Origin of the sequence: Cohnella abietis (assembly GCF_004295585.1) — a bacterium.
GTDB classification, from domain to species: Bacteria; Bacillota; Bacilli; order Paenibacillales; family Paenibacillaceae; genus Cohnella; species Cohnella abietis.
Window position 1 is genome coordinate 3,824,043 of the sequence record NZ_AP019400.1, and the last position, 18,844, is coordinate 3,842,886.

Annotated in this window: 19 protein-coding genes; 3 read left to right on the forward strand and 16 right to left on the reverse strand. The window is 44.3% G+C overall.

The genetic code is table 11. From position 1 onward, the window contains the following. Position 1: 1 nt before the first annotated feature. The 6 genes from KCTCHS21_RS16595 to KCTCHS21_RS16620 form a co-directional block, all read right to left on the reverse strand. Positions 2 to 400 carry an SRPBCC family protein gene (locus tag KCTCHS21_RS16595; RefSeq protein ID WP_130610568.1) on the reverse strand — a complete coding sequence of 133 codons (399 nt, stop codon included), beginning with the start codon at positions 398 to 400 and terminating at the stop codon, positions 2 to 4. Continuing rightward, a complete protein-coding gene (locus KCTCHS21_RS16600) occupies positions 397 to 726 on the reverse strand; it encodes an ArsR/SmtB family transcription factor (RefSeq protein ID WP_130610572.1) in 330 nt (109 codons plus the stop codon). The genes KCTCHS21_RS16595 and KCTCHS21_RS16600 overlap by 4 nt, the downstream gene beginning before the upstream one ends. Before the next feature lie 277 nt (positions 727 to 1,003). Next, positions 1,004 to 1,723, reverse strand: coding sequence for a DsbA family oxidoreductase (locus KCTCHS21_RS16605; protein WP_130610575.1), 720 nt, complete (start codon positions 1,721 to 1,723; stop codon positions 1,004 to 1,006). 201 nt (positions 1,724 to 1,924) lie between these two features. Continuing rightward, positions 1,925 to 2,755: a carbohydrate ABC transporter permease gene (locus KCTCHS21_RS16610; protein WP_179952697.1), complete on the reverse strand. Its 831-nt coding sequence runs from the start codon at positions 2,753 to 2,755 to the stop codon at positions 1,925 to 1,927. Positions 2,756 to 2,757: 2 nt separating this feature from the next. Next, positions 2,758 to 3,639: a carbohydrate ABC transporter permease gene (locus tag KCTCHS21_RS16615; protein WP_130610578.1), complete on the reverse strand. Its 882-nt coding sequence runs from the start codon at positions 3,637 to 3,639 to the stop codon at positions 2,758 to 2,760. Positions 3,640 to 3,754: 115 nt separating this feature from the next. Further along, complete coding sequence (locus tag KCTCHS21_RS16620; protein WP_130610580.1) at positions 3,755 to 5,071, reverse strand: ABC transporter substrate-binding protein; 1,317 nt, start codon at positions 5,069 to 5,071, stop codon at positions 3,755 to 3,757. Between the two features lie 350 nt (positions 5,072 to 5,421). Between KCTCHS21_RS16620 and KCTCHS21_RS16625 the strand changes: the two genes are divergently transcribed. Next, a complete protein-coding gene (locus KCTCHS21_RS16625; RefSeq protein WP_130610583.1) occupies positions 5,422 to 6,909 on the forward strand; it encodes a glycosyltransferase in 1,488 nt (495 codons plus the stop codon). A gap of 88 nt (positions 6,910 to 6,997) precedes the next feature. On the opposite strand, the gene KCTCHS21_RS16630 is transcribed toward KCTCHS21_RS16625, so the two are convergent. The 3 genes from KCTCHS21_RS16630 to KCTCHS21_RS16640 form a co-directional block, all read right to left on the reverse strand. Further along, positions 6,998 to 7,999, reverse strand: coding sequence for an alpha/beta fold hydrolase (locus KCTCHS21_RS16630; protein ID WP_232058248.1), 1,002 nt, complete (start codon positions 7,997 to 7,999; stop codon positions 6,998 to 7,000). Positions 8,000 to 8,169: 170 nt separating this feature from the next. Next, entirely contained in the window at positions 8,170 to 9,537 is a 1,368-nt protein-coding gene (locus KCTCHS21_RS16635) for a sensor histidine kinase (protein WP_130610589.1), read from the reverse strand. Beyond that, positions 9,534 to 10,208: a response regulator transcription factor gene (locus KCTCHS21_RS16640; RefSeq protein WP_130610592.1), complete on the reverse strand. Its 675-nt coding sequence runs from the start codon at positions 10,206 to 10,208 to the stop codon at positions 9,534 to 9,536. Before KCTCHS21_RS16640 ends, KCTCHS21_RS16635 begins: the two co-directional genes overlap by 4 nt. Positions 10,209 to 10,344: 136 nt before the next feature. On the opposite strand from KCTCHS21_RS16640, the gene KCTCHS21_RS16645 reads away from it, so the two are divergent. Together KCTCHS21_RS16645 and KCTCHS21_RS16650 are read left to right on the forward strand one after the other, a co-directional pair. Continuing rightward, positions 10,345 to 10,992 (forward strand): hypothetical protein, encoded by a 648-nt coding sequence (locus KCTCHS21_RS16645; RefSeq protein WP_162309342.1) that lies wholly within the window; start codon positions 10,345 to 10,347, stop codon positions 10,990 to 10,992. A gap of 53 nt (positions 10,993 to 11,045) precedes the next feature. After that, complete coding sequence (locus KCTCHS21_RS16650) at positions 11,046 to 11,477, forward strand: hypothetical protein (protein ID WP_130610598.1); 432 nt, start codon at positions 11,046 to 11,048, stop codon at positions 11,475 to 11,477. Between the two features lie 88 nt (positions 11,478 to 11,565). Here the strand turns inward: KCTCHS21_RS16650 and KCTCHS21_RS16655 are convergent, their stop codons facing one another. From KCTCHS21_RS16655 to KCTCHS21_RS16685, 7 genes are all read right to left on the reverse strand, one after another. Continuing rightward, complete coding sequence (locus KCTCHS21_RS16655; protein WP_130610601.1) at positions 11,566 to 12,600, reverse strand: TIM barrel protein; 1,035 nt, start codon at positions 12,598 to 12,600, stop codon at positions 11,566 to 11,568. 15 nt (positions 12,601 to 12,615) lie between these two features. Continuing rightward, positions 12,616 to 13,506, reverse strand: a complete 891-nt coding sequence (locus tag KCTCHS21_RS16660; protein ID WP_130610604.1) for a helix-turn-helix transcriptional regulator — start codon at positions 13,504 to 13,506, stop codon at positions 12,616 to 12,618. A gap of 47 nt (positions 13,507 to 13,553) precedes the next feature. Beyond that, complete coding sequence (locus KCTCHS21_RS16665) at positions 13,554 to 14,717, reverse strand: Gfo/Idh/MocA family protein (RefSeq protein WP_130616552.1); 1,164 nt, start codon at positions 14,715 to 14,717, stop codon at positions 13,554 to 13,556. A gap of 10 nt (positions 14,718 to 14,727) precedes the next feature. Beyond that, positions 14,728 to 15,591, reverse strand: coding sequence for a sugar phosphate isomerase/epimerase family protein (locus KCTCHS21_RS16670; protein WP_130610608.1), 864 nt, complete (start codon positions 15,589 to 15,591; stop codon positions 14,728 to 14,730). 113 nt (positions 15,592 to 15,704) lie between these two features. Further along, positions 15,705 to 16,547, reverse strand: coding sequence for a carbohydrate ABC transporter permease (locus KCTCHS21_RS16675; RefSeq protein WP_130610611.1), 843 nt, complete (start codon positions 16,545 to 16,547; stop codon positions 15,705 to 15,707). Beyond that, the gene (locus tag KCTCHS21_RS16680) at positions 16,544 to 17,419 is read right to left on the reverse strand and encodes a carbohydrate ABC transporter permease (protein WP_130610614.1); all 876 of its coding nucleotides are present in this window, start codon (positions 17,417 to 17,419) and stop codon (positions 16,544 to 16,546) included. Before KCTCHS21_RS16680 ends, KCTCHS21_RS16675 begins: the two co-directional genes overlap by 4 nt. A gap of 90 nt (positions 17,420 to 17,509) precedes the next feature. Beyond that, entirely contained in the window at positions 17,510 to 18,832 is a 1,323-nt protein-coding gene (locus tag KCTCHS21_RS16685) for an ABC transporter substrate-binding protein (protein ID WP_130610617.1), read from the reverse strand. Positions 18,833 to 18,844: the final 12 nt, after the last annotated feature.

Consider the following 18,844-nt stretch of genomic DNA (forward strand, 5'->3'; position numbering starts at 1 on the left):
ATTATTGTTCCAAAACCTTCTCAAACCCGCCGAACCAATTACCCCAGCCATATCTAGCGCCTTCGAGTCCTTGAGGATTGGAGAATCCTGTTTGATCGAGATGAAGATTAACCTTTCCATCCCCTAAATCCTGTAGTGTCCAAGTGACCGTGTGCTTCTCGTTTCCGGTAGCCCAAGAATAGGACAACCGGTTTGGTGCTTCCACAATAAGCACTTCGCCGTCAACGATTCCATCCCAATATTCGGACGCCTGATGGCGAAACTGAAAACGATGTCCCACGACGGGTTTAAAATCATTTTCCGTAATCCATTTTGCTAACTTGCCTGAATCGGTTAAAGCAGACCAAGCCTTCTCGATCGATGTCGTATACTGAAAATCCATTGATAATGCTAAACTCATTGTTCTTCCTCCTCGAATAGTTGGTTCAAACGCAACATATTTGTACTCCAGTATTTGCTGTAGAAAGCTACCCAATCTTGAATTTCTCTTAGTGGAGCGGCATTTAGCCTAAATCGCGTTTCTCTGCCGACTTTTCGGTCAAGCACCATTCCGGCCTCTTTAAGAATTGTCAAATGCTTTGATACCGCTGTACGGCCCATTTGGAACTGTGCCGTTAACTCGTGAAGCGGTATCTCGTCTGCCTCTGCTAACAGACGAATCAGTTGGCGCCTCGTTGGATCTGCAATCGCGTCAAACGCATCCCGCAGCTGGTTGTTTTCGTTCACAACACCCTCTCCTAAAATATTATTACCAAGGGACAGCCGTTAATTTCACCAGTTCCTGAAAGTATACGGCTCTCCATACGTAGCCTAAGAGGCGAGAACTTCTAATCAGACACCATTTAGTGTCCCTTTTATAATAGGTCACCATTTGGTGTCATGTCAACAACATTTTCAAACTCTAAATGAAAACTGTCAGTCAGCTATTATACCCATAATATGAAAAACCCGCGTTGTACGCGGGTTGGAATTTTGTACATTAAACTCAAGCGATGCAGGTTATTCAGGATTTAGGGGCGTCTGGCGCGCAATATCCATCCGTGCATGATGCATCATTATCCCCGTCATTCACTTGTATAAATGTAGGGTGCTTCTCACTCCAAGCTTTGTTCAACGTTTCTAGAAACACCTCTGGTGATTGTGCGCCAGAAACGGCATACTTGCGATCAATGACGTAGAAGGGAACACCTTTAATACCGAGTGCACTTCCCTCCTGCTCTTCTCCGCGAACCGAATCTTTGAATGAGGTAGATTCCAGCACTTCTGCGACCTTTACAGCATCGAGCCCAACTTCGGCAGCCAGCACGGCCAAGCGATCACGATGGCCTATATTTTCTCCTTCCGTGAAATAAGCCTTGAACAAACGTTCAGACAGCTCCTTGTTCTTGCCCTGTTCAGCAGCAAAATGGACAACTCTGTGCGCATCGAAAGTATTAGTTAAAACAGTCTTTTCAAAATGAAACGTTAGGCCAACAGCTGACGCTTGCTGCGTGAGATTAAGAGCTGACGCTTGCGCCTGCTCCATGCTCATTCCATATTTGGATGCCAGCACGCTGGCAGTGCTTATGCCTGAATGCGGATCTGCACCGGGATCAAGCTCGAAGCTGCGGTATACAGTCTCAATTTGCTCTTTATGAGCAAATCGCTCAAGTGCGATCTCAAACTTTCTTTTTCCTATATAACAGAATGGACATACATAATCTGACCAAATTTCCACCTTCATAATTTTCGCCTCCAGTAAATTAATTCATGTAGTTATACTGCATTATTAATTCAAGAATTACAACCTTATACCCTTTATTATCCTCCATTACAGCTCATTATTAACGTAAAAAAAGCTGATCGGCAATTAACGCCAATCAACTTTCTCCATTCCCAAGGTGAATTACAGAGACTTCATTAACTCGAATGTCTGCTTAGGAGATCAGCCTTTAACACTTCCTGCGGTTAAACCTTCAATAATTTGTTTTTGTAGAACTCCATAAATAATCATGACAGGAACGATACTGTATACAATCCCAGCTGACATTTGAGCATAATTCGTATTATAAGTATCGCGGAAACCGACCATTCCGACAGGCAATGTTCTTAATTCATCAGTGGAAATGAAGTAATTAGCCATCAGAAATTCATTCCAATTACCGATGAAGTTTACGATAAACACGGTAACCAATGCTGGAACAGTAATGGGTAAAATAATTCGCCAGAATATTCCCTTTGCACTCAAGCCATCCATAACAGAGGCTTCTTCAAGCTCACTCGGAATTGAGCGCATGAACGCCGATAAAATAATAACCGTAAACGGAATGGCTCCGGCGGTATAGGGAATGATTAGCGCAAGATGGGTGCCAAGAATATTCGCGTCTTTCAACAAAATGTAAACAGGCAACAGCAAGGCATTACCCGGAATAAGCATGCCGATCAGTATAAACTGATACAATCCCTTACTGATTTTCAAATAACGCATCCTTGTAATAGCGAATGCTGCCAGCGATGAAATAAGGATGGTCGCGATGGAGCAAAGGGTTGCAATATACAAGCTATTAATAAAGTACGTGCTAATTTTCGCATTTACCCATGCCTCGTGATAATTCTCAAAATGAAACGAAGACGGAAGTCCAAATGGATTACTCGCAATCTCCTGATTATCCGACTTTACTGACGAGAAGAGCACGAACAGGAATGGGTAAAGAATCGCGATCAAGTAGGCAAGTAAAATAATATGACTGACACTTTTTTTCATCGATCTTATCATCATTAGTATTCGACCCTTTCGTTTCTTCTAGCAATCAATAACTGATAAATTGCCGTAATAATAAGAGTGAAAATGAAAATCAGCACAGCGATTGAGTTGCCGTATCCATATTTCGCGTTCGTAATTCCGTATTTGAGCATGTAGGTGGCCATAACATCCGTTGCGCCCCCTGGACCGCCTTTGGTCATGACGATAACAATGTCTGCTGCTTTCATCGCTCCTGCGATGGAGAGCATAATAACAACGGAAATAATAGGCATGATAAGAGGCATCGTAATACTGATCGCTCGTTGGAAACCGTTAGCCCCATCGATTACAGCGGCTTCATCGATTTCCTTCGGAATCGATAGGATTGCGGCAAGAACCATGACAATGTAAAATCCCGTCCACTGCCAGGCATTCGTAATCAAAATGGACACCATGGCCCAATTCGTATCGGATAACCACATTACCGGATTAATACCTATTTTCGTTAGAATTACATTAAACAAGCCGATATCAGGCTCGTAGATGAAGCTCCACAATATACCGACGACTGCAGTTGACATAACTGCGGGGATAAATACGGCTGTTTTGTATAATCCCTTAAGTTTTTTGACATTGCTGATCAATAAAGAGAAAAACACGATGATCGGTACTTGAACGAAAACCGAGAACAAAATGAAATAACTATTGTTTTTAACGGAATTCCAAAAGTTTTCATCCGAAAATGCTTTATCAAAGTTTTTCAAGCCATTAAATTTTGGCGTTCCAATGCCGTTCCATTTCGTAAAGCCTTTGGCGAAAGCATCGATCATCGGATAAATGAAAAATAAGATATAGAGCACGAGGATGGGCAACATAAAAAACACATATGTCATAGGGTTTCGCAATGCTTTATTCATCGTTACCTCCGTGAAGTCTGACTTGTACTCATCTGAACATTCTTATTAAAAAGTACCACCCACTCTTAGGCGGGTGGTACTTCTCAACTCCACTACTCATCTAACATTGCGTTATTTACTCATCGTTATCGTTTGCTTCTGCTTGAACTTTCTGAACGGCATCAAGCATTTTCTTAGCCGTCGTTTTCCCGCCGATTAATTTTTGAATGCCGTCGCTAATCGCCGTGTTCACATCTGGTTGAACCAGAGCATCGAACGCCGGGAATGCACCGCTTGCTTTGTTACCTACAGCAATTATTTCTTTTACTAGGTCAGAAACTTTAGCCTTTGCAAGCTTCGCGCTATCTACTTTCATAGAAGGCAATACGCCATCAGCTTCAAGTCCACGAATTTGCATTTCATCGTTATACAGGTTCTTAATGAAGGATTTAACGGCTGCTAATTGTTTTGGATCCTTTTTAACTTTTGCTGAGAAACCATAACCGTTAGAGAAGCCGCCGTTTACTGCTGTTTGGCTGCCTTTTCCATTGGTTGCTTTAGGCATTGGGAAATATCCAACTTTATTAGTCAATTTACCAGCTTGTTTAGTATCTCCGAATACACTTGAAGCCCAAGATCCATCGTACATCATAACTGCTTCGCCACGAATGAGTTGGTTGCGTTGTTCAGCGTACTCTAGACCAAGCTCACCTTTTTTGAAGTAGCCTTTCTTAACCCAATCTTGGTACTTGTCGAAAGCTGCGACCATTTCAGCGCTATTCCACTTGGTTTTGCCGGTTGCGAATCCGTAAGTAATATCTGGACCTGCATAACGGGACCACAATGTATTTGCTGTCATCAACGGTACCCATGCTTGCTTGGAGCCTTGTGCAAAAGGTGTTTGACCTTTCTTCTTAATGGTAGCGGCCAATTTCTCAAGCTCGTCTATCGTTTTTGGAATTTGCAGCTTGTTTGCTTCAAAGTAAGGCTTGCTGTAGAAATAACCTTCTTGGAAACCGCCGATTGGAAGACCGTATACTTTACCATCAACCGTAAATTCGCCCAAAGAAATAAATTTACTAGTTAAGCCAAGCTCTTTAATGATCGGTGTCAGATCCAGAAGCTTATCTTCAGAAGCATACAGCTTCGTATCGGCTCCACCGAATAGATCGAAAATTGCCGGAGCAGAATCTGTTGCCATTTCCGAACGTAATTTCTCTTTCCGGTTTACGTCGGAATCAACGCCGTCTAGCTTAAAGTCGACTCCTGAAACCTCTTTTTTGACTCTCTTCAATACATCATTAAGTATGTTGAGACGTTGTTGCTTCGACTCACCCAATTGCGTGTGTCTAACAACCAAGGTAACGCTTTTCTCTGCTGCGCCTACTGAACTAAGTGCTGTGGTCGCCAGAAGTACCATGCTAAGCGGAATAAGCAGATGACTTTTCTTCATAAATAGTGGACCTCCTAGAGTGGTTGAGTCTTAACAACTTGATTATATAATGATAGTAAATAATGGTAAGATCACTTTTCGATCATAAAGGGATAATTTTATCTTATGAGTAAAATTGCTACGACTCTATCTTGGTAATTCACTTAAATTCAGCGTTATTTCGACAAACATGACCTTAGTCGACAATACAAAAAAACCTCCGAGTATCCAGCCAGCGTGACAAATAATAAACAGTCTAAAGCCATATTTCGAATAACTGTTTATGATATCCCATATAATCGGCATGACGCCAAATTCAATCTTCGTCTAATGTTAGGGTGACGATCTTATAAATAGAAAGGAGCACAGGCATGTCGGAATCCATAGATCCGCAAATCGCTTCTACCTTTTATCAATATGGGAAAGCGTCATATCTGGATGTCGGGGGACAATTCTATTATCCAGAGGAAATATCCATCGGAAGCGATGTGTCGATTCATGGATATTATTGGCTCAATATTATTGCGCCAGGAGTTGGATCAAAGCCGAAGATTATTATTGGCGATGGCTGTACATGCGATGAGGGGCTAATTATATCTGCTTTAAATCGGATTGAGCTCAAACGTGATGTCATAATCGAATCCCGAGTATTTATTTCAGATACGGATCATGAGTATCGTCAAGTCGGAAAACCCATAACAGCCCAATCAATCATTGAAACCTCAGGTGTAGTATGTATTGAGGAAGGGGTCCGTATTGGTGCTAACTCTGTTATTGTCGGTCATATCCGCATAGGTCGAGGCAGTATCGTACTGCCCGGTAGCGTTGTCGAACAAGATGTGCCCGAGCAATGTATCGTGGGTGGCGCGCCCGCTCAAATCGTTCAAATATACGAGCCGGTCTTGGACAAATGGGTCGATGTGGGCAAAAAAACTAATTACCCTACTCCTCTATTCACCCTAAAACAGCCCCCTCCCCTACTCTCGATCTGCATTCCGACTTACAATCGCTCGGCCAATTTAGACCGCTGCCTGCATTCGATATTAACCCAAATAAAGACTGGTACACCGGTGGAGGTGCTTGTTTCAGACAACGCCTCGACAGACGATACACCTGAGGTTGTAAGACGCTATGCAGCTCGGTATCCCTTCGTAAAATATTCACGCAATAGCGAGAATATAGGGGCTGACCGCAATATTTATCACGTCATGCGACTAGCACAAGGAACGTTCATTAAGATGCAAGGTGATGACGATTATTGTGTGGAAGGCACGCTGATGCCGCTTATCGATGTAGTGAGAAACCATTCTGATTGTGGGATTATTCATATTCACACCCATAACAATGACCGTCGGGTGTATACGGCCGAAGGTGCGCAAGCGTTTCTCTCCTCCACTGCTATTATGTCGACATTCATTTCAGGCATGATTTTGCGCAAAGAGGATCTGGAGCAAGTCGAGCAGCCCGACCTATTCCTTGATTCCTCCTTTAACCAAATGTATCTTCAATACGCCATATTGACGAAAAACCCTAAATTTTGTGTCGTAAACTGGAGCATGTTTCATTTTGAAGGAAATCAACCGAGTGGTTACAATTTTGGTGAGGTCGTCATTCGCAGCTACCAGTCGATTTTAAGCCACTTTATTGGCAAAGGTCTGACGGAAGACAATGTACGTGAGGAAAAAATGAGGGCTCTATACAGCTATATCCTACCTTGGTTTAGAGGCATTATCGCTAATCGTTACCGTACGGATATTAGTCGGTTCGAGGATATTTTCAGCGAGCATTATCGTGATGAACCTTATTATGAGCAAGCTTTAAGCGAGATTCGCACTCTAACAGCTTCTTCACAATCATAGAATTTTTAATAAAATCAGAAAAAGGAAGCTCGGGTGATTCGTCCACCTGAACTTCCTTCTTTACATTGAAACCTTTAATTGAAGTCTATCATCTACTTGTCTTTTTCGCTTCTTCCATATACATTCTAAAGTTCTCAGCGATTTCTTTGTATTTGGTATGGTGCAAGTAATGATCTCCTTCTAATGTCATCACTTTACCAAATACAGAATCTTTGATTTGCTCTTCATGCAACGGTATCCAACCTTTAACACCTGTATTGTTCTCTTGTATAAAGAACATAAGAGGAAGATTATTGGGGAAGGATAAGCTTCTTGCTGCCACAAAATTAGGATAAATGTTTTTCATTTCATTCAAGGTCGTAGGACTATACGAGTTTTTGAGAGTTAGCATTCTCATTTGTTTTTTTGTTGCATCATCAAATGCTAGTCCATCATAGGGGTCTGCACTCATTTTCACCATTAATCTGCCTAAACCTGAATTTTTGAGTAGCTTAAAGGCTCCTAGTGGAAACTCAACATCCATACCGCCTTGCGTTGGAACACTGCTATCGATCCCGACAAATGCACTCACTTCATTTTCATATTTATTCACATAATCTATTCCATATATGCCTGCAATAGAGTGACCCATTAGAATGTAGCGGTCAATATTAAGACTCTGTAGTGCTTCATGGACTTCACTTACAATATTAGCAGTGTTTCTTTCCTTGTCGGTTGCATCACTTAATCCGTAACCAAAAGGCTCAACCGCGACTACTTTGTAAAATGGGGATAGCTCATCTATTAGCAGCTTAAAATCAAGCGCTGGCGCTGATGTTCCAAAGCCTGGAAGCAGTACGATTGTTTCTTCTCCCTCTCCTTGAATCAACACATTCATCTTTTTCCCATCTACAGGTACAAGCTGACCATAGGATTGAATTTTTCCTAGCTCTGATTTGCTGCTAACTTTATTAACGATATAAACAACCCCAAGAAAAACCACTATCAATATAATTAATGCTATTAATGCTTTGAGTAAAAATGAAAGTATTTTTTTCCACAATGGTTTTGGTTCTTTACCTGGTGTCGTCGTGCTCTTCTTCCATTTCATTATCTCTCTAAGTTTCATTATATCTTCTCCTGTCCTCATCGGTTTATTGGGCTACCTTAATGTGCCGCTAAGGAAAGCTTACACGACGAAGATGTACTCCTCATGACGCCAATATGAACTGAATATGAACAGGAGAAAAAATGCTACAAAATGCTACGGCAACAATCCAATTATTCTGTCGGCATTGTTAATGGCAAGATGACAATGAAAGTTGTTCCTCGACCCGGCTCGCTTTCCACACGAATGTCACCTTGATGAAGTGATACGATCTGTTTGACGATAGCTAGTCCCATACCGCTACCTTCGTATTTACGACTGTGAGAGCGGTCGGCCTTAAAAAACCGATCAAATATACGCTTCTGATCCTCTAGAGAAATCCCAATGCCTGCGTCGGATATGCGGACTGTCACATTTTTCATATCTTGTTTGATGCTGACGTTAATAATGCCACCATCCTTGGAAAATTTAATGCTATTACCGATTATATTGGTCCATACCTGATTCAGCTGATCATGATCAGCCGTTAGCGTAACTGCCTTCAAACTCAGCTCAAAATGAATGTTCCGAGCCGACCATTGCGGCTGGATAGCGACGATTACTCGCCTTATCTGTTCATCTAGTCTAAGCGTGACCAGCCGCAGCTGCTGTGACTGTGATTCAAGCAAGCTTAGCTTTAGCAGACTATCGCTCATCTTGGACATTCGCCCTGCTTCAGTAATGATAATATCGAGATAACGATTTCGCTCATTAACTGCGATGCCTTCTTGCTTGAGCGCCATTGCATAACCGGATATCGAGGTGAGCGGCGATTGAACCTCGTGCGAGACGTTCGTTACGAAATCCCTTCGCATCTGCTCTAGCTGCTGCAGATCGTGCATCATTTCTTCGAAGCTGCGAGCCAAAGTACCTAGCTCACCCGTTTGCTTAATATTCAGCTTCACGTTGAAATCTCCGGCTGCTATACGCCTAGTCGCTTTTGTCAGCTTTTTAATTGGTCTTACTAGAAAAATGGAGGCAACGAGAACAAATAGGCTTCCTGTTACTAAGGAATAGACCAAAAAGGTTAATATCCAATATTTCACAAAAGAAGTGGACGGTGGAGCGAGCGGCTCCACAAACATCGCTTTCGTTCCCTTTTCAGTTTCCAACGGCAGCCCTAAAAGGATAGTAGCAATATTCTTAGAATTGACTTGAACAAGCTGTCCATCTAGCACTTTCTTGACTTGTTCCATCGTCACAGTAGCAGTACGGTGTCCGTTTAGTTTTCCGTAAGACTGGAACTGACCTGTCTCATCGTAAATTCGAATGTGATAGGAATTGAGCTGCTTTACCCCACTTAGGAACGAGTCCGCTTCATCTATCGGTAATTTCTCGTAAATTTGCACGATATCCTGGCCAAAGTCAAGTAAGAGAACTTGTAGGTTTTCGTTAAATTTCTCTTTATACATCCAATTTGTTACGAAAAAAGCAATGACAGTACCTCCGATAACGGAGACAAGAAAGGTCATAACTACGCGTGTATATAAAGATTTAATCATTCGTGTACCTCAAGCCGGTAGCCAAGCCCACGCACTGTTTCGATTCGAAAATCCGGTGTAGTCGCGAACCGTTCGCGCAGGCGCTTAATATGTACATCTATCGTTCGATCATCACCAGCGTAATCGATTCCCCAAATCTGATCGATCAGCTGCTCACGCGTATAAATTTGTCCGGGTGTTCCAGCGAGCTTGTACAGCAATTCAAACTCCTTGAGCGGCAGCGTGAACGACTCCAACCCTCTAACCACCTTGTATATCTGACGATCAAGAGTGACATTTCCTAACCGAATCATCTGCGTGGAGCCTATCTTATATCGCTTCAGTAAAGCCCTAACGCGAACCGTCAGTTCCAACGGATCGAATGGTTTCGTCAAATAATCATCCGCTCCAAGCTGGAAGCCTTTCACTTTCTCCCAAGTTTCGCCTCTCGCAGTCAGCATAAGTAACGGAAGATCAGGATCACTTCTCCGGAGCTCCTTACATAACGTCCAACCATCCATAATCGGCATCATAATATCAAGCACGACTAGATCGACCTGCGTCGAGGCATAGACGGCCAGTGCTTCTTTGCCATCCGCGGCTTCTACTGTTTCGAATCCGTCATTGCGCAAAAACAAACAGACGAGTTCACGAATGTTCACATCGTCGTCTGCAACCAGTATTGTAGGCATTTTGTATCCTCTTCCCCTGTTGTCATCCTATATAGTATTAACCATTATACTATAAATTCATTTGGAACTTAGAATGACATGGACAACAGAAAGCTATTTGCTGGGAATGAGATATTATGTATAATCTTAATATGCATTGGATGAATTAATGAGATTAATTAATGGGCTTAATTATGAGGGAGCTATACTAATGACACAAAAATCAACATTTTTAGGGAAAGCACTAGTAAGCACAATTTGTTTGCTTTTCATCATCTCAATAGGACTAAATATATATCAATACAATACAATTAACTCTGAAAGAAATGATAATACGAATAAAGCGAGAAATTTCATAAGTGATCAAGCAGCAACGTTTGCAAATGTATTTTCTGCGGCTGGTAGTACAAATATTCTAGAATACATTAAAAAACCCGATCATTTAAGTCAAATGATTGAAAGTATTCAAATTGCCGACTCCTATTATCTGGCAGCATCGAAGCTTGTATCCGATCAACTCAGTGGTAAAGGCATTATAGAGTCGCGGAATCTTATATCAAATGGTTATCTTTCCGAGCTCCGTGCATATCGAACATTTCTCGAAAGTAATAGCAATGGAGCTTATGAAAATATCGACCAGATTGCGATTGCTATCAATGATCTACAAACGATCTCAAATTGGTTAATCGAAAAAAATAAAAATAATGACTCTGACGTTTATACAGACAATGATTTCTACAAGGAAGTCTATGTAAATCTTAAAAGTGATATTAAAAATCATTATTTTACCGGTTTTTCTTCTTAACATCCTTCCATTTACCGTTCACATGTCGTCGATGAGCCCATTTATCCGATCCTATGGCTGACGAATCGAGTAACTCTTATTTGCTCAAAATGAAATGGTTTTACTTTGTAACGAACTCAGGAATTCCCTATCGACGATTTTTTGCGGTTGGCGGGGGCGTTAGTGTACGTTGCGTTCTCTATCGGCGATTTTTTGTGGTTGGCGGGGCGTTAGTGTACGCTGCGTTCCCTATCGGCGATTTTTTGCGGTTGGCGGGCGCGTTAGTGTACGCTGCGTTCCTTATCGACGCTGTTTTGCTGTTGGCGGGGGCGTTAGTGTACGCTTCGTTCTCTATCGACGCTGTTTTGCAGTTGGCGGGGGCGTTAGTGTACGCTGCGTTCCCTATCAACGCTGTTTTGCGGTTGGCGGGGGCGTTAGTGTACTGCGTTCCCTATCGGCGATTTTTTGCGGTTGGCGGGGGTGTTAGTGTACGCTGCGTTCGTTAGCTAAACACACATTGCGTCTCAATAGAATGCAAAGAGGAGCCGAGCGCATTTCACATGCGCTTCGGCTCCTCTTTAATAGGAATAGTGCTTATTTTTCGCCCAACAATAGCTCCATGATGTACATCTCAAGAGCTTCATAGTTCCGGGATTCCTGATAGCTAGCCACTAAGCCCCTATCCAAACGACGAACCTTGGCCTCTAGCAATTTAACCATTTTCAAGCTATTTTCCAAATGAGCATAAGATAGCTCACCGTATTGTGTTCTCATCGCCTTAACGTCAAGACCGACATATTCGCCATTGCTGCCGTATCCGCTATCCATAAGCACTTTAACTTGGTTAAAGGCCGAACGCAGATTTTCGGCACCGAACGATTTATCTTGATCGTAGCGAAGACCGTTTTGGTCGTTCAGATGGACACCCCATAATTTGTTGTGCGCCAAGCAGAATGCCATTTCCAGAGCAGGGTCAAGACCAGCAAGCACAGCATGCGCGGATTCAAGTAAAGCACCGACGCGGCTAGGATCAGCCGTTCCAGCAGCAAATCCGAGTACATGTCCGACCGTTGGAACGAAGCTGCGGTCGATTGGTTCATTCGGCTTTGGCTCGATCAGAATGCGAATGCCTGGATCGTAGGCAAGCATCGTATTTACTGCTTCGCGCAAGCGCTGCAGGCTGAGGACAGGATCCTTACTCTCCGCGCACAATGTACCTTCTCTCGCTAACCACAGCACTAGACGATCTGAACCAAGCTCTCTTGCGATATCGATGGACCGCAATGATCTCCATAACGCAAACTCTCTGTCCTCTGCCGAATTGGAAGTGTAGCCGCCGTCAATCGTTCTTCCGTCCATCCACAAGCGTGGAGCGACAAACTCAGCTTCCAAGCCTTGCGAGTCTAAATGCTGCTTCAGTTCCTTCGCACGCGACTTGATTTGGCTTTCTGACAAGTCGTTCATATCCGGTACTGCGTCGTCATCGTGAAACTGAATACCCGTAAACCCGATTTCCTTGAATTTAGTCAGCTTCTGCTCGAAAGAAATAGAAGATCTTACTTCAGGACCGAATGCGTCCGCTCCTTCATGTACGTTCCAAGGACCTACCGAATATTTAAAATTTGCCATATTTATCTTCCTCCGTTATCTGTTTTCGTTTATTAAAGCGGATTGCATCGCCGCGAACTTACTAGGTGTAATTCCGACCGTTGCTTTGAATGACCGACTGAACAAATGAATGCTGGAAAATCCAACCACATCTGCAATCTCGGTTAACGTAAGCTTGCCTTCGATGATTCTTTTTTTCGCTTGCTCTATCCGTATATGCGTCACGTACTTCTGAACCGATATGCCAAGCTGCTTCTTGAACAAATGAGACAAATGGTTCGTGGACACCTCAGCATACTCGCTGATTGACGTGTTGTTAAGCTGAGCGTCGGAATAGCTTTCATGAATAAAGTTAATGGCTTTTTCGATAAATGCCCATCCCTTTGTCATTTTGCCTTCGTCGTCCTTGCGATCCGTTTGGTTTTTCAAGAAAATGTGCAGTAATTCCAGGCAAATCGCTTTCATCATCAGGGAGCCTCCGGGCCGTTTATCCAAAAACTCCTTGTGCAGCAGCAAAAACCGTTTTTTCAAATCAATCCGGTCCGCTATTTGCAGATGGGAGATTGGGACAATCGAAGCCAGCTGCATTTCCCTCTCGACGACCTTTTTCCTCATCCGTTTCGACGCGTGCGTATTTATGATTAAGCTTCGTTCTTCATCATAAAAAAGATCAAAGTGAAATATAAATTGAATCAATGGTACTGTCGAGGTCGATTTAATGATATGGGACATCAAAGGATGCATAAGCAAAATATCGCCCTCTCGAGCCTCATACTTTACGCCGCCTAGGAAAAATTCCGCTTCCCCTTGCTCGATATACGTAAAGACGTGATCGTGATCCATCCACTCCCCAGTCAACGAGCTAGACTTCATAATTCTAGCGGCCCTGACGAAAGGGGATATGCTGTTCATCCATGATTGATCCATCGCATTAACCTCCTGACTGACATTGATGCTTTATCTTGAAGCTTTATCTAATATTTAATGGAAACCTTCGCCCCGGTAGTCGCCGATTGCTCAATTGCATCCAGAACAACCTGGTTTCGATACCCGTCTTCGAAGGTAGGGGAAGGGCTGCTGCCTTTTCCGGAAATTCCCCGCATAAATTCATGCATCAAATTGATAAACGTATGCTCGTATCCAATAGGGTGCCCCGCAGGCCAATAAGCTCCCGCATAAGGGTGTGCAACCTCCGTGCAGTTAATCGACCGAAAGCCCTGCATGCCGATAGGGTCATCCTCTAAATATAACTCAAGTGTGTTCATCTGATCCATAGTCCAACGGACCGAACCTTTGGAACCGTTGATTTCGATGCGATTTCCGTTGCGATTTCCTTTGGCGAAACGAGTCGCTTCGAACACACCGACCGCTCCGTTTTCGAATCTCGCAAGTGCAGCAGCTGCATCGTCCACATCTACTTCTGCTCTATCGTCACCGCTTGCCTCTGCTCCCAATCCACCAGACATTTCGCCAACAGGTCTCGTCTTAATGAATGTTTCCATGAGGCCTGACACTTCGGTAATTTCCCCGACCAAAAACCTAGACAAATCGATGGAATGTGCCATCAGATCGCCCAACGTTCCCGATCCGGTCACTTCCTTCCTCATGCGCCACACGAGCGGGAACTCGGGGTCCATAATCCAGTCCTGCAAGTATTGGGCGCGAAAATGATAAATATCTCCCAATACACCCTCTTGAATGAGCTTCTTCGCGAATTGCACGGCAGGCGAGAAACGATAGTTGTGGCAGATCATATGGACGACGCCCGATTGCTCTGCGGCTTTCCACATTTCCTTAGCTTGCAAGGCACTCATTGCGAGAGGCTTCTCGCAGAGAACGTGCTTGCCTGCTTTTACCGCCGCAATGGCGATCTCCGCATGCGAGCTGTTCGGGGTGCCGATATCGATAACGTCGATATCATCCCTCTCCAGCAGGCGGCGCCAATCCGTCTCGTAGCTCAGCCAGCCTAGCTTCTCAGCTGCGAGCCGAACGGCGTTCTCATCTCTTCCGACAAGCGTTTGCAGCACGGGCTCAATTTCCGTATCGAAGAAAAAGGGCAAATCTCTATAAGCATGGCTATGTGCTTTACCCATAAATTTATAGCCGATCATGCCTATGCGCACCTTTTTTTTAGTCATCATGACGGGCTCACACTCCTCTGATCGGAATGTTCAGCTGCTGTTCGACAAAATCGCGACAAATTTCCAGGCTCTGCAGCGGGGTACTCGTCGACTTATCAATCTCGACAGTCATCCAGCCCTTATAGCCAATTTCGTTCAAAGCTTCTATAATCGGCGGGAAATCAATAGAACCAAGCCCAAGCTCGCAGAATACTGGGAGCGCCTCATTGCCTAACAGCATCGGGAAGTCTTCTTTCGTCGCCTCTTTGGACGTCAAATCCTTCAAATGCACATAAGCGACCCGATCGCGGTATTTCCGAATGATCGCCGCTGGGTCCATACCTGCACCAGTCAAGTGAGCCGAATCCGGTGCGAAGAACACCACTTCAGGATCACACAGGCTCATAAGCTCGTCGAGCTCATTCTCGTCCTGTACCTCCGTCCACAAATGCGGATGCAGACATGCTTTGACTCCAAGCTCGAACGTTCTTTTAGCTGCCTCATTAATCGTAACCGCAGCATGCTTCAGTTCCTCCAGAGTTGTAGGCTTCTGGCGGGGGCCGCCGGGACCAAATACCAAATGCTCAGCTCCGGCTTTGGCGATGACGCGCGCTAGACGAACGTTGTAATCGATGATTTCCTGACGAGCCTCAGGATTCGAGAATCTCCGATTCATCCCTCCAGATGCTCCGCCGTAAAGGGCCGTCATCGCAAGTCCGTGCTTCGCCAAAAGCTCGTTGAATTCCTCCATTCGATCCTCGTAGGATAGAACGAACGATGCCCATGGCTCAATCGCTCGGTAGCCTAGCTTAGAAGCTTCTTCAAGCGCCTTGAAATGATCTTCTCCCCACGTAATGGCATGTACCGCAACGTTTCCTTTGAAATTAGACATGATTAAGCCTCCCCTTAATATCGTAAAGATTTTTCCTACCTCAGTATAAAATCAGGCACATCAACTGGTCTTTATCGCCAACACTTGTTTTTTGTCCAAAACAACGAACCTTGTTAGCCTTTTACCGCTCCGGCGGTCATGCCGGTCATAATCTTGTTACTGAAAAATAAATACAAGACGATTATCGGTAGAGAGGTCATTACTAGACCGGCGATTTTCCCGGTATAATCCGTCGTGTACTGGCCGCTGAAGAAGGTTAGCCATATCGGAAGCGTGAACAGCTCGGAAGACTTATTCAGCACTAGAGCGAATGAGAATTCGTTCCATGTGCCGAGAGTGCTTAGAATGGCAACTGTCGACATGATCGGCATGCAGATCGGAAGAATGACTCTGAACATCGTGTAATCGAACGAGCTTCCGTCCATATAAGCCGCCTCTTCGATTTCCTTGGATATTCCTTTAATAAAGCTATCAAATAGAAAGATCGCCACAGGCAAATGAAACGCGATGTACGGTAGAATCAGAGTGAAGCGGCTATCTAGCATCCCCATCCACTTGAACTGCACGAACAACGGCACAAGCAATGCGTGAATCGGAATCATCATGCCCGCCAAGAACAGCAGCATCATGATCTTCTTGCCTTTGAATTCGATTCTGGAAAAAAAATAGCCGATGACAAAAGAGAAAACAATGATCAACGGCACCGCAATGACTGTGTTGAGCAAGCTGCTGAATATCGCGGAACCAATATTTCCGATATTGAAAGCGTTCGAATAATTGTCCAGCGTAGGGCTTGAAGGAAGTGACATCGTGTTTAAGTTGAATTCCTTATTTGTTTTCAAAGAGGTGTAAAGCATCCAAACAATTGGAAACAGGGCTGATAAGGTAAATAGCAAAACAGTCACATTTGTTCCCACATAACCCAGCTTTACCGCAAAAGACGATTTTTTTCTCATTTTTCTTCCCCACCGCCTATCCATCTGGACATCACCAGAAGAATAATCGCGCACAAGATAAGCATGCCGATGGATATCGTGCTTCCATAGCTCAATCGGCTCATCGTGAAGGCGTTATTGTACGCGTATTGCGCCATCACCATCGAACTACGACCTGGTCCTCCACCCGTCATAACGTAAATGTGATCAAACACTTTTAACGTTCCGGTAATACAGAGAATCAGGGCAACGCTCATTACATTTTTCAACAAAGGTAAGATGACGTACACCGTTTTTCTGTACCACGTAGCTCCATCAATTTCACTCGCTTCCAGCACTTCCTTCGATATGTTCTGCATCCCTGCCAGAAAAATAATGAAGTACAAGCCGATATATTGCCAAACAAGCGGAACCGATACCGAATAAAGCACATAGCTAGGATTATCAAGCCATAACACGGGGTCCATGTTAAAGAGTTTTAGCACCCAGTTGAGTACTCCCATGCGATAGTTGTAGATTAGCGACCACAAGTATCCAGTTACGATAGGAGCCAGAACGACGGGCAAAAAAATCGCGATCCGATGCAGCCCCTCCAGCTTCAGAAGCTTTGTCATAAAAAAGGAGGCGATCAGAAAAGCTATCCCTACCTGTCCTGCAACGCAGATAACAGCGATGATGATGTTGTTTTTAAGCGAAAACCAGAAGTCGTTGTCCTTCACGAGCGCGACATAATTTTGCAGCCCGACGAATTTAGCGTTACCTTCACTGTGCACGCTGTAGTACATCGAGATCAACAACGGCAGCAAAACAGTGAACGCGTAAATGATAAAAATAGGAACTAAATAACGAAATGCCGGTCCGGCTTGCAGTTTGAAAAGTCGGCTACTGCGCATACAATCCACTCTTTTCCTGAAAGATAAGTGAGGCTTGGGGGAGCATCGCTCCCCCTGCCTCTCTTGTGATTAGTTTCCCGGCAGCCGTTGTTACTTCTGAGTATCCCTTACGCTCTGTATTTTCTTAGCCAGATCCTCAGGGGTAGTTCCTCCGATTAGCAGATCCTGAAGTCCCTTGTAAATCACTTCGACCAAAGCCGGACTAAGTTGGATATCATAGATCGGCGAGAACTTCTTGTCGCTCACCAGCTTAAAATACTCGACCGACAACGGAGAAAGCTTAGATTCGTCATACTCCGCTACCTTTACTGGTGGCTGTCCGTTAAGTTCGATTTTCTTCCTTCCGAACTCCTGACCGACTACTTTTTTGATCAGCGCGATCGCCGCTTCTTTCTTCGCTCCTTCAAGCTTAGAATTATAGGCTATCGACCAACCAGCACCACCTGCAACAGTGTTAGGATCGCCCTTCCCTCCTGGAACAGGTGGAAGAACAGCCAGTCCAGTCACCTCTTGAACTTCCTTAGGAGCTTCGCGAGTAAAACCGTTCATCGCCCAAGCGCCGTCTATAAGCATGGCTGCTTGCTTATTGAAATACAAAGTGTTTGCCTGCATACCGTCAATGCTGTTAATGTCCGGGTTGAACGTGCCTATCTTCGCCAAATTTTGTAGCGCTTTCAAAGCATTTACAAAATCGGGATCCGTAAACTTCGCTGTACCCGCCTTCATTTCCTTGAACCATTCCGTACCCGTGTAACGGTCGGCCAAAGTACCGAATAATACCGAACCTACCGGTACATTCGACTTGTTGCCCATGGCAATCGGGATAACACCACTATCCTTGAGCTTGCCAATCGCTGCCGTAAATTCATCCCAAGTTGTCGGGAAAGATGTGATACCCGCTTTCTCGAACAACTCTTTATTGTAGTAAATGACATGAGCAGAGAACATCGCCGTCGGTATGCCGTAGATTTTGCCGTCAGTCGTAAACTCGTCGAAGCTGTTCGGCAAAAAGCTGTCTCTCCATTCCGGATCCTGATCCAATGCTTCGTTTAGTGTTCCAACATATCCCTTCGGAATATAGTCGAGCAGCATGGAGCCGTTCGCTACGAACATGTCAGGCAGATCTCCTGAAGCCCCTAACGTCGTCATTTTAATCCGGTAAGGATCGTGCGGAATTCCGTCTTCGACAAGATTGACCTCAGGGTGCTCCGCTCGGAACTCCTTCAAGGCTTCTTGGAATAAAGCGCCGTTCGCGTCGATATCGAAATGTCCGATTGTCAGCTTGATTTTACCAGCAGAAGCTTCTTCGCCCCCATTGCCATCTGAAGACTTTTTGCCACATCCGATTAACCCGATAGAAGCGATAAGTAAAACGACCACAAGCATATGCAATTTTCTATTTTTAATATACATATGAACCCCTCC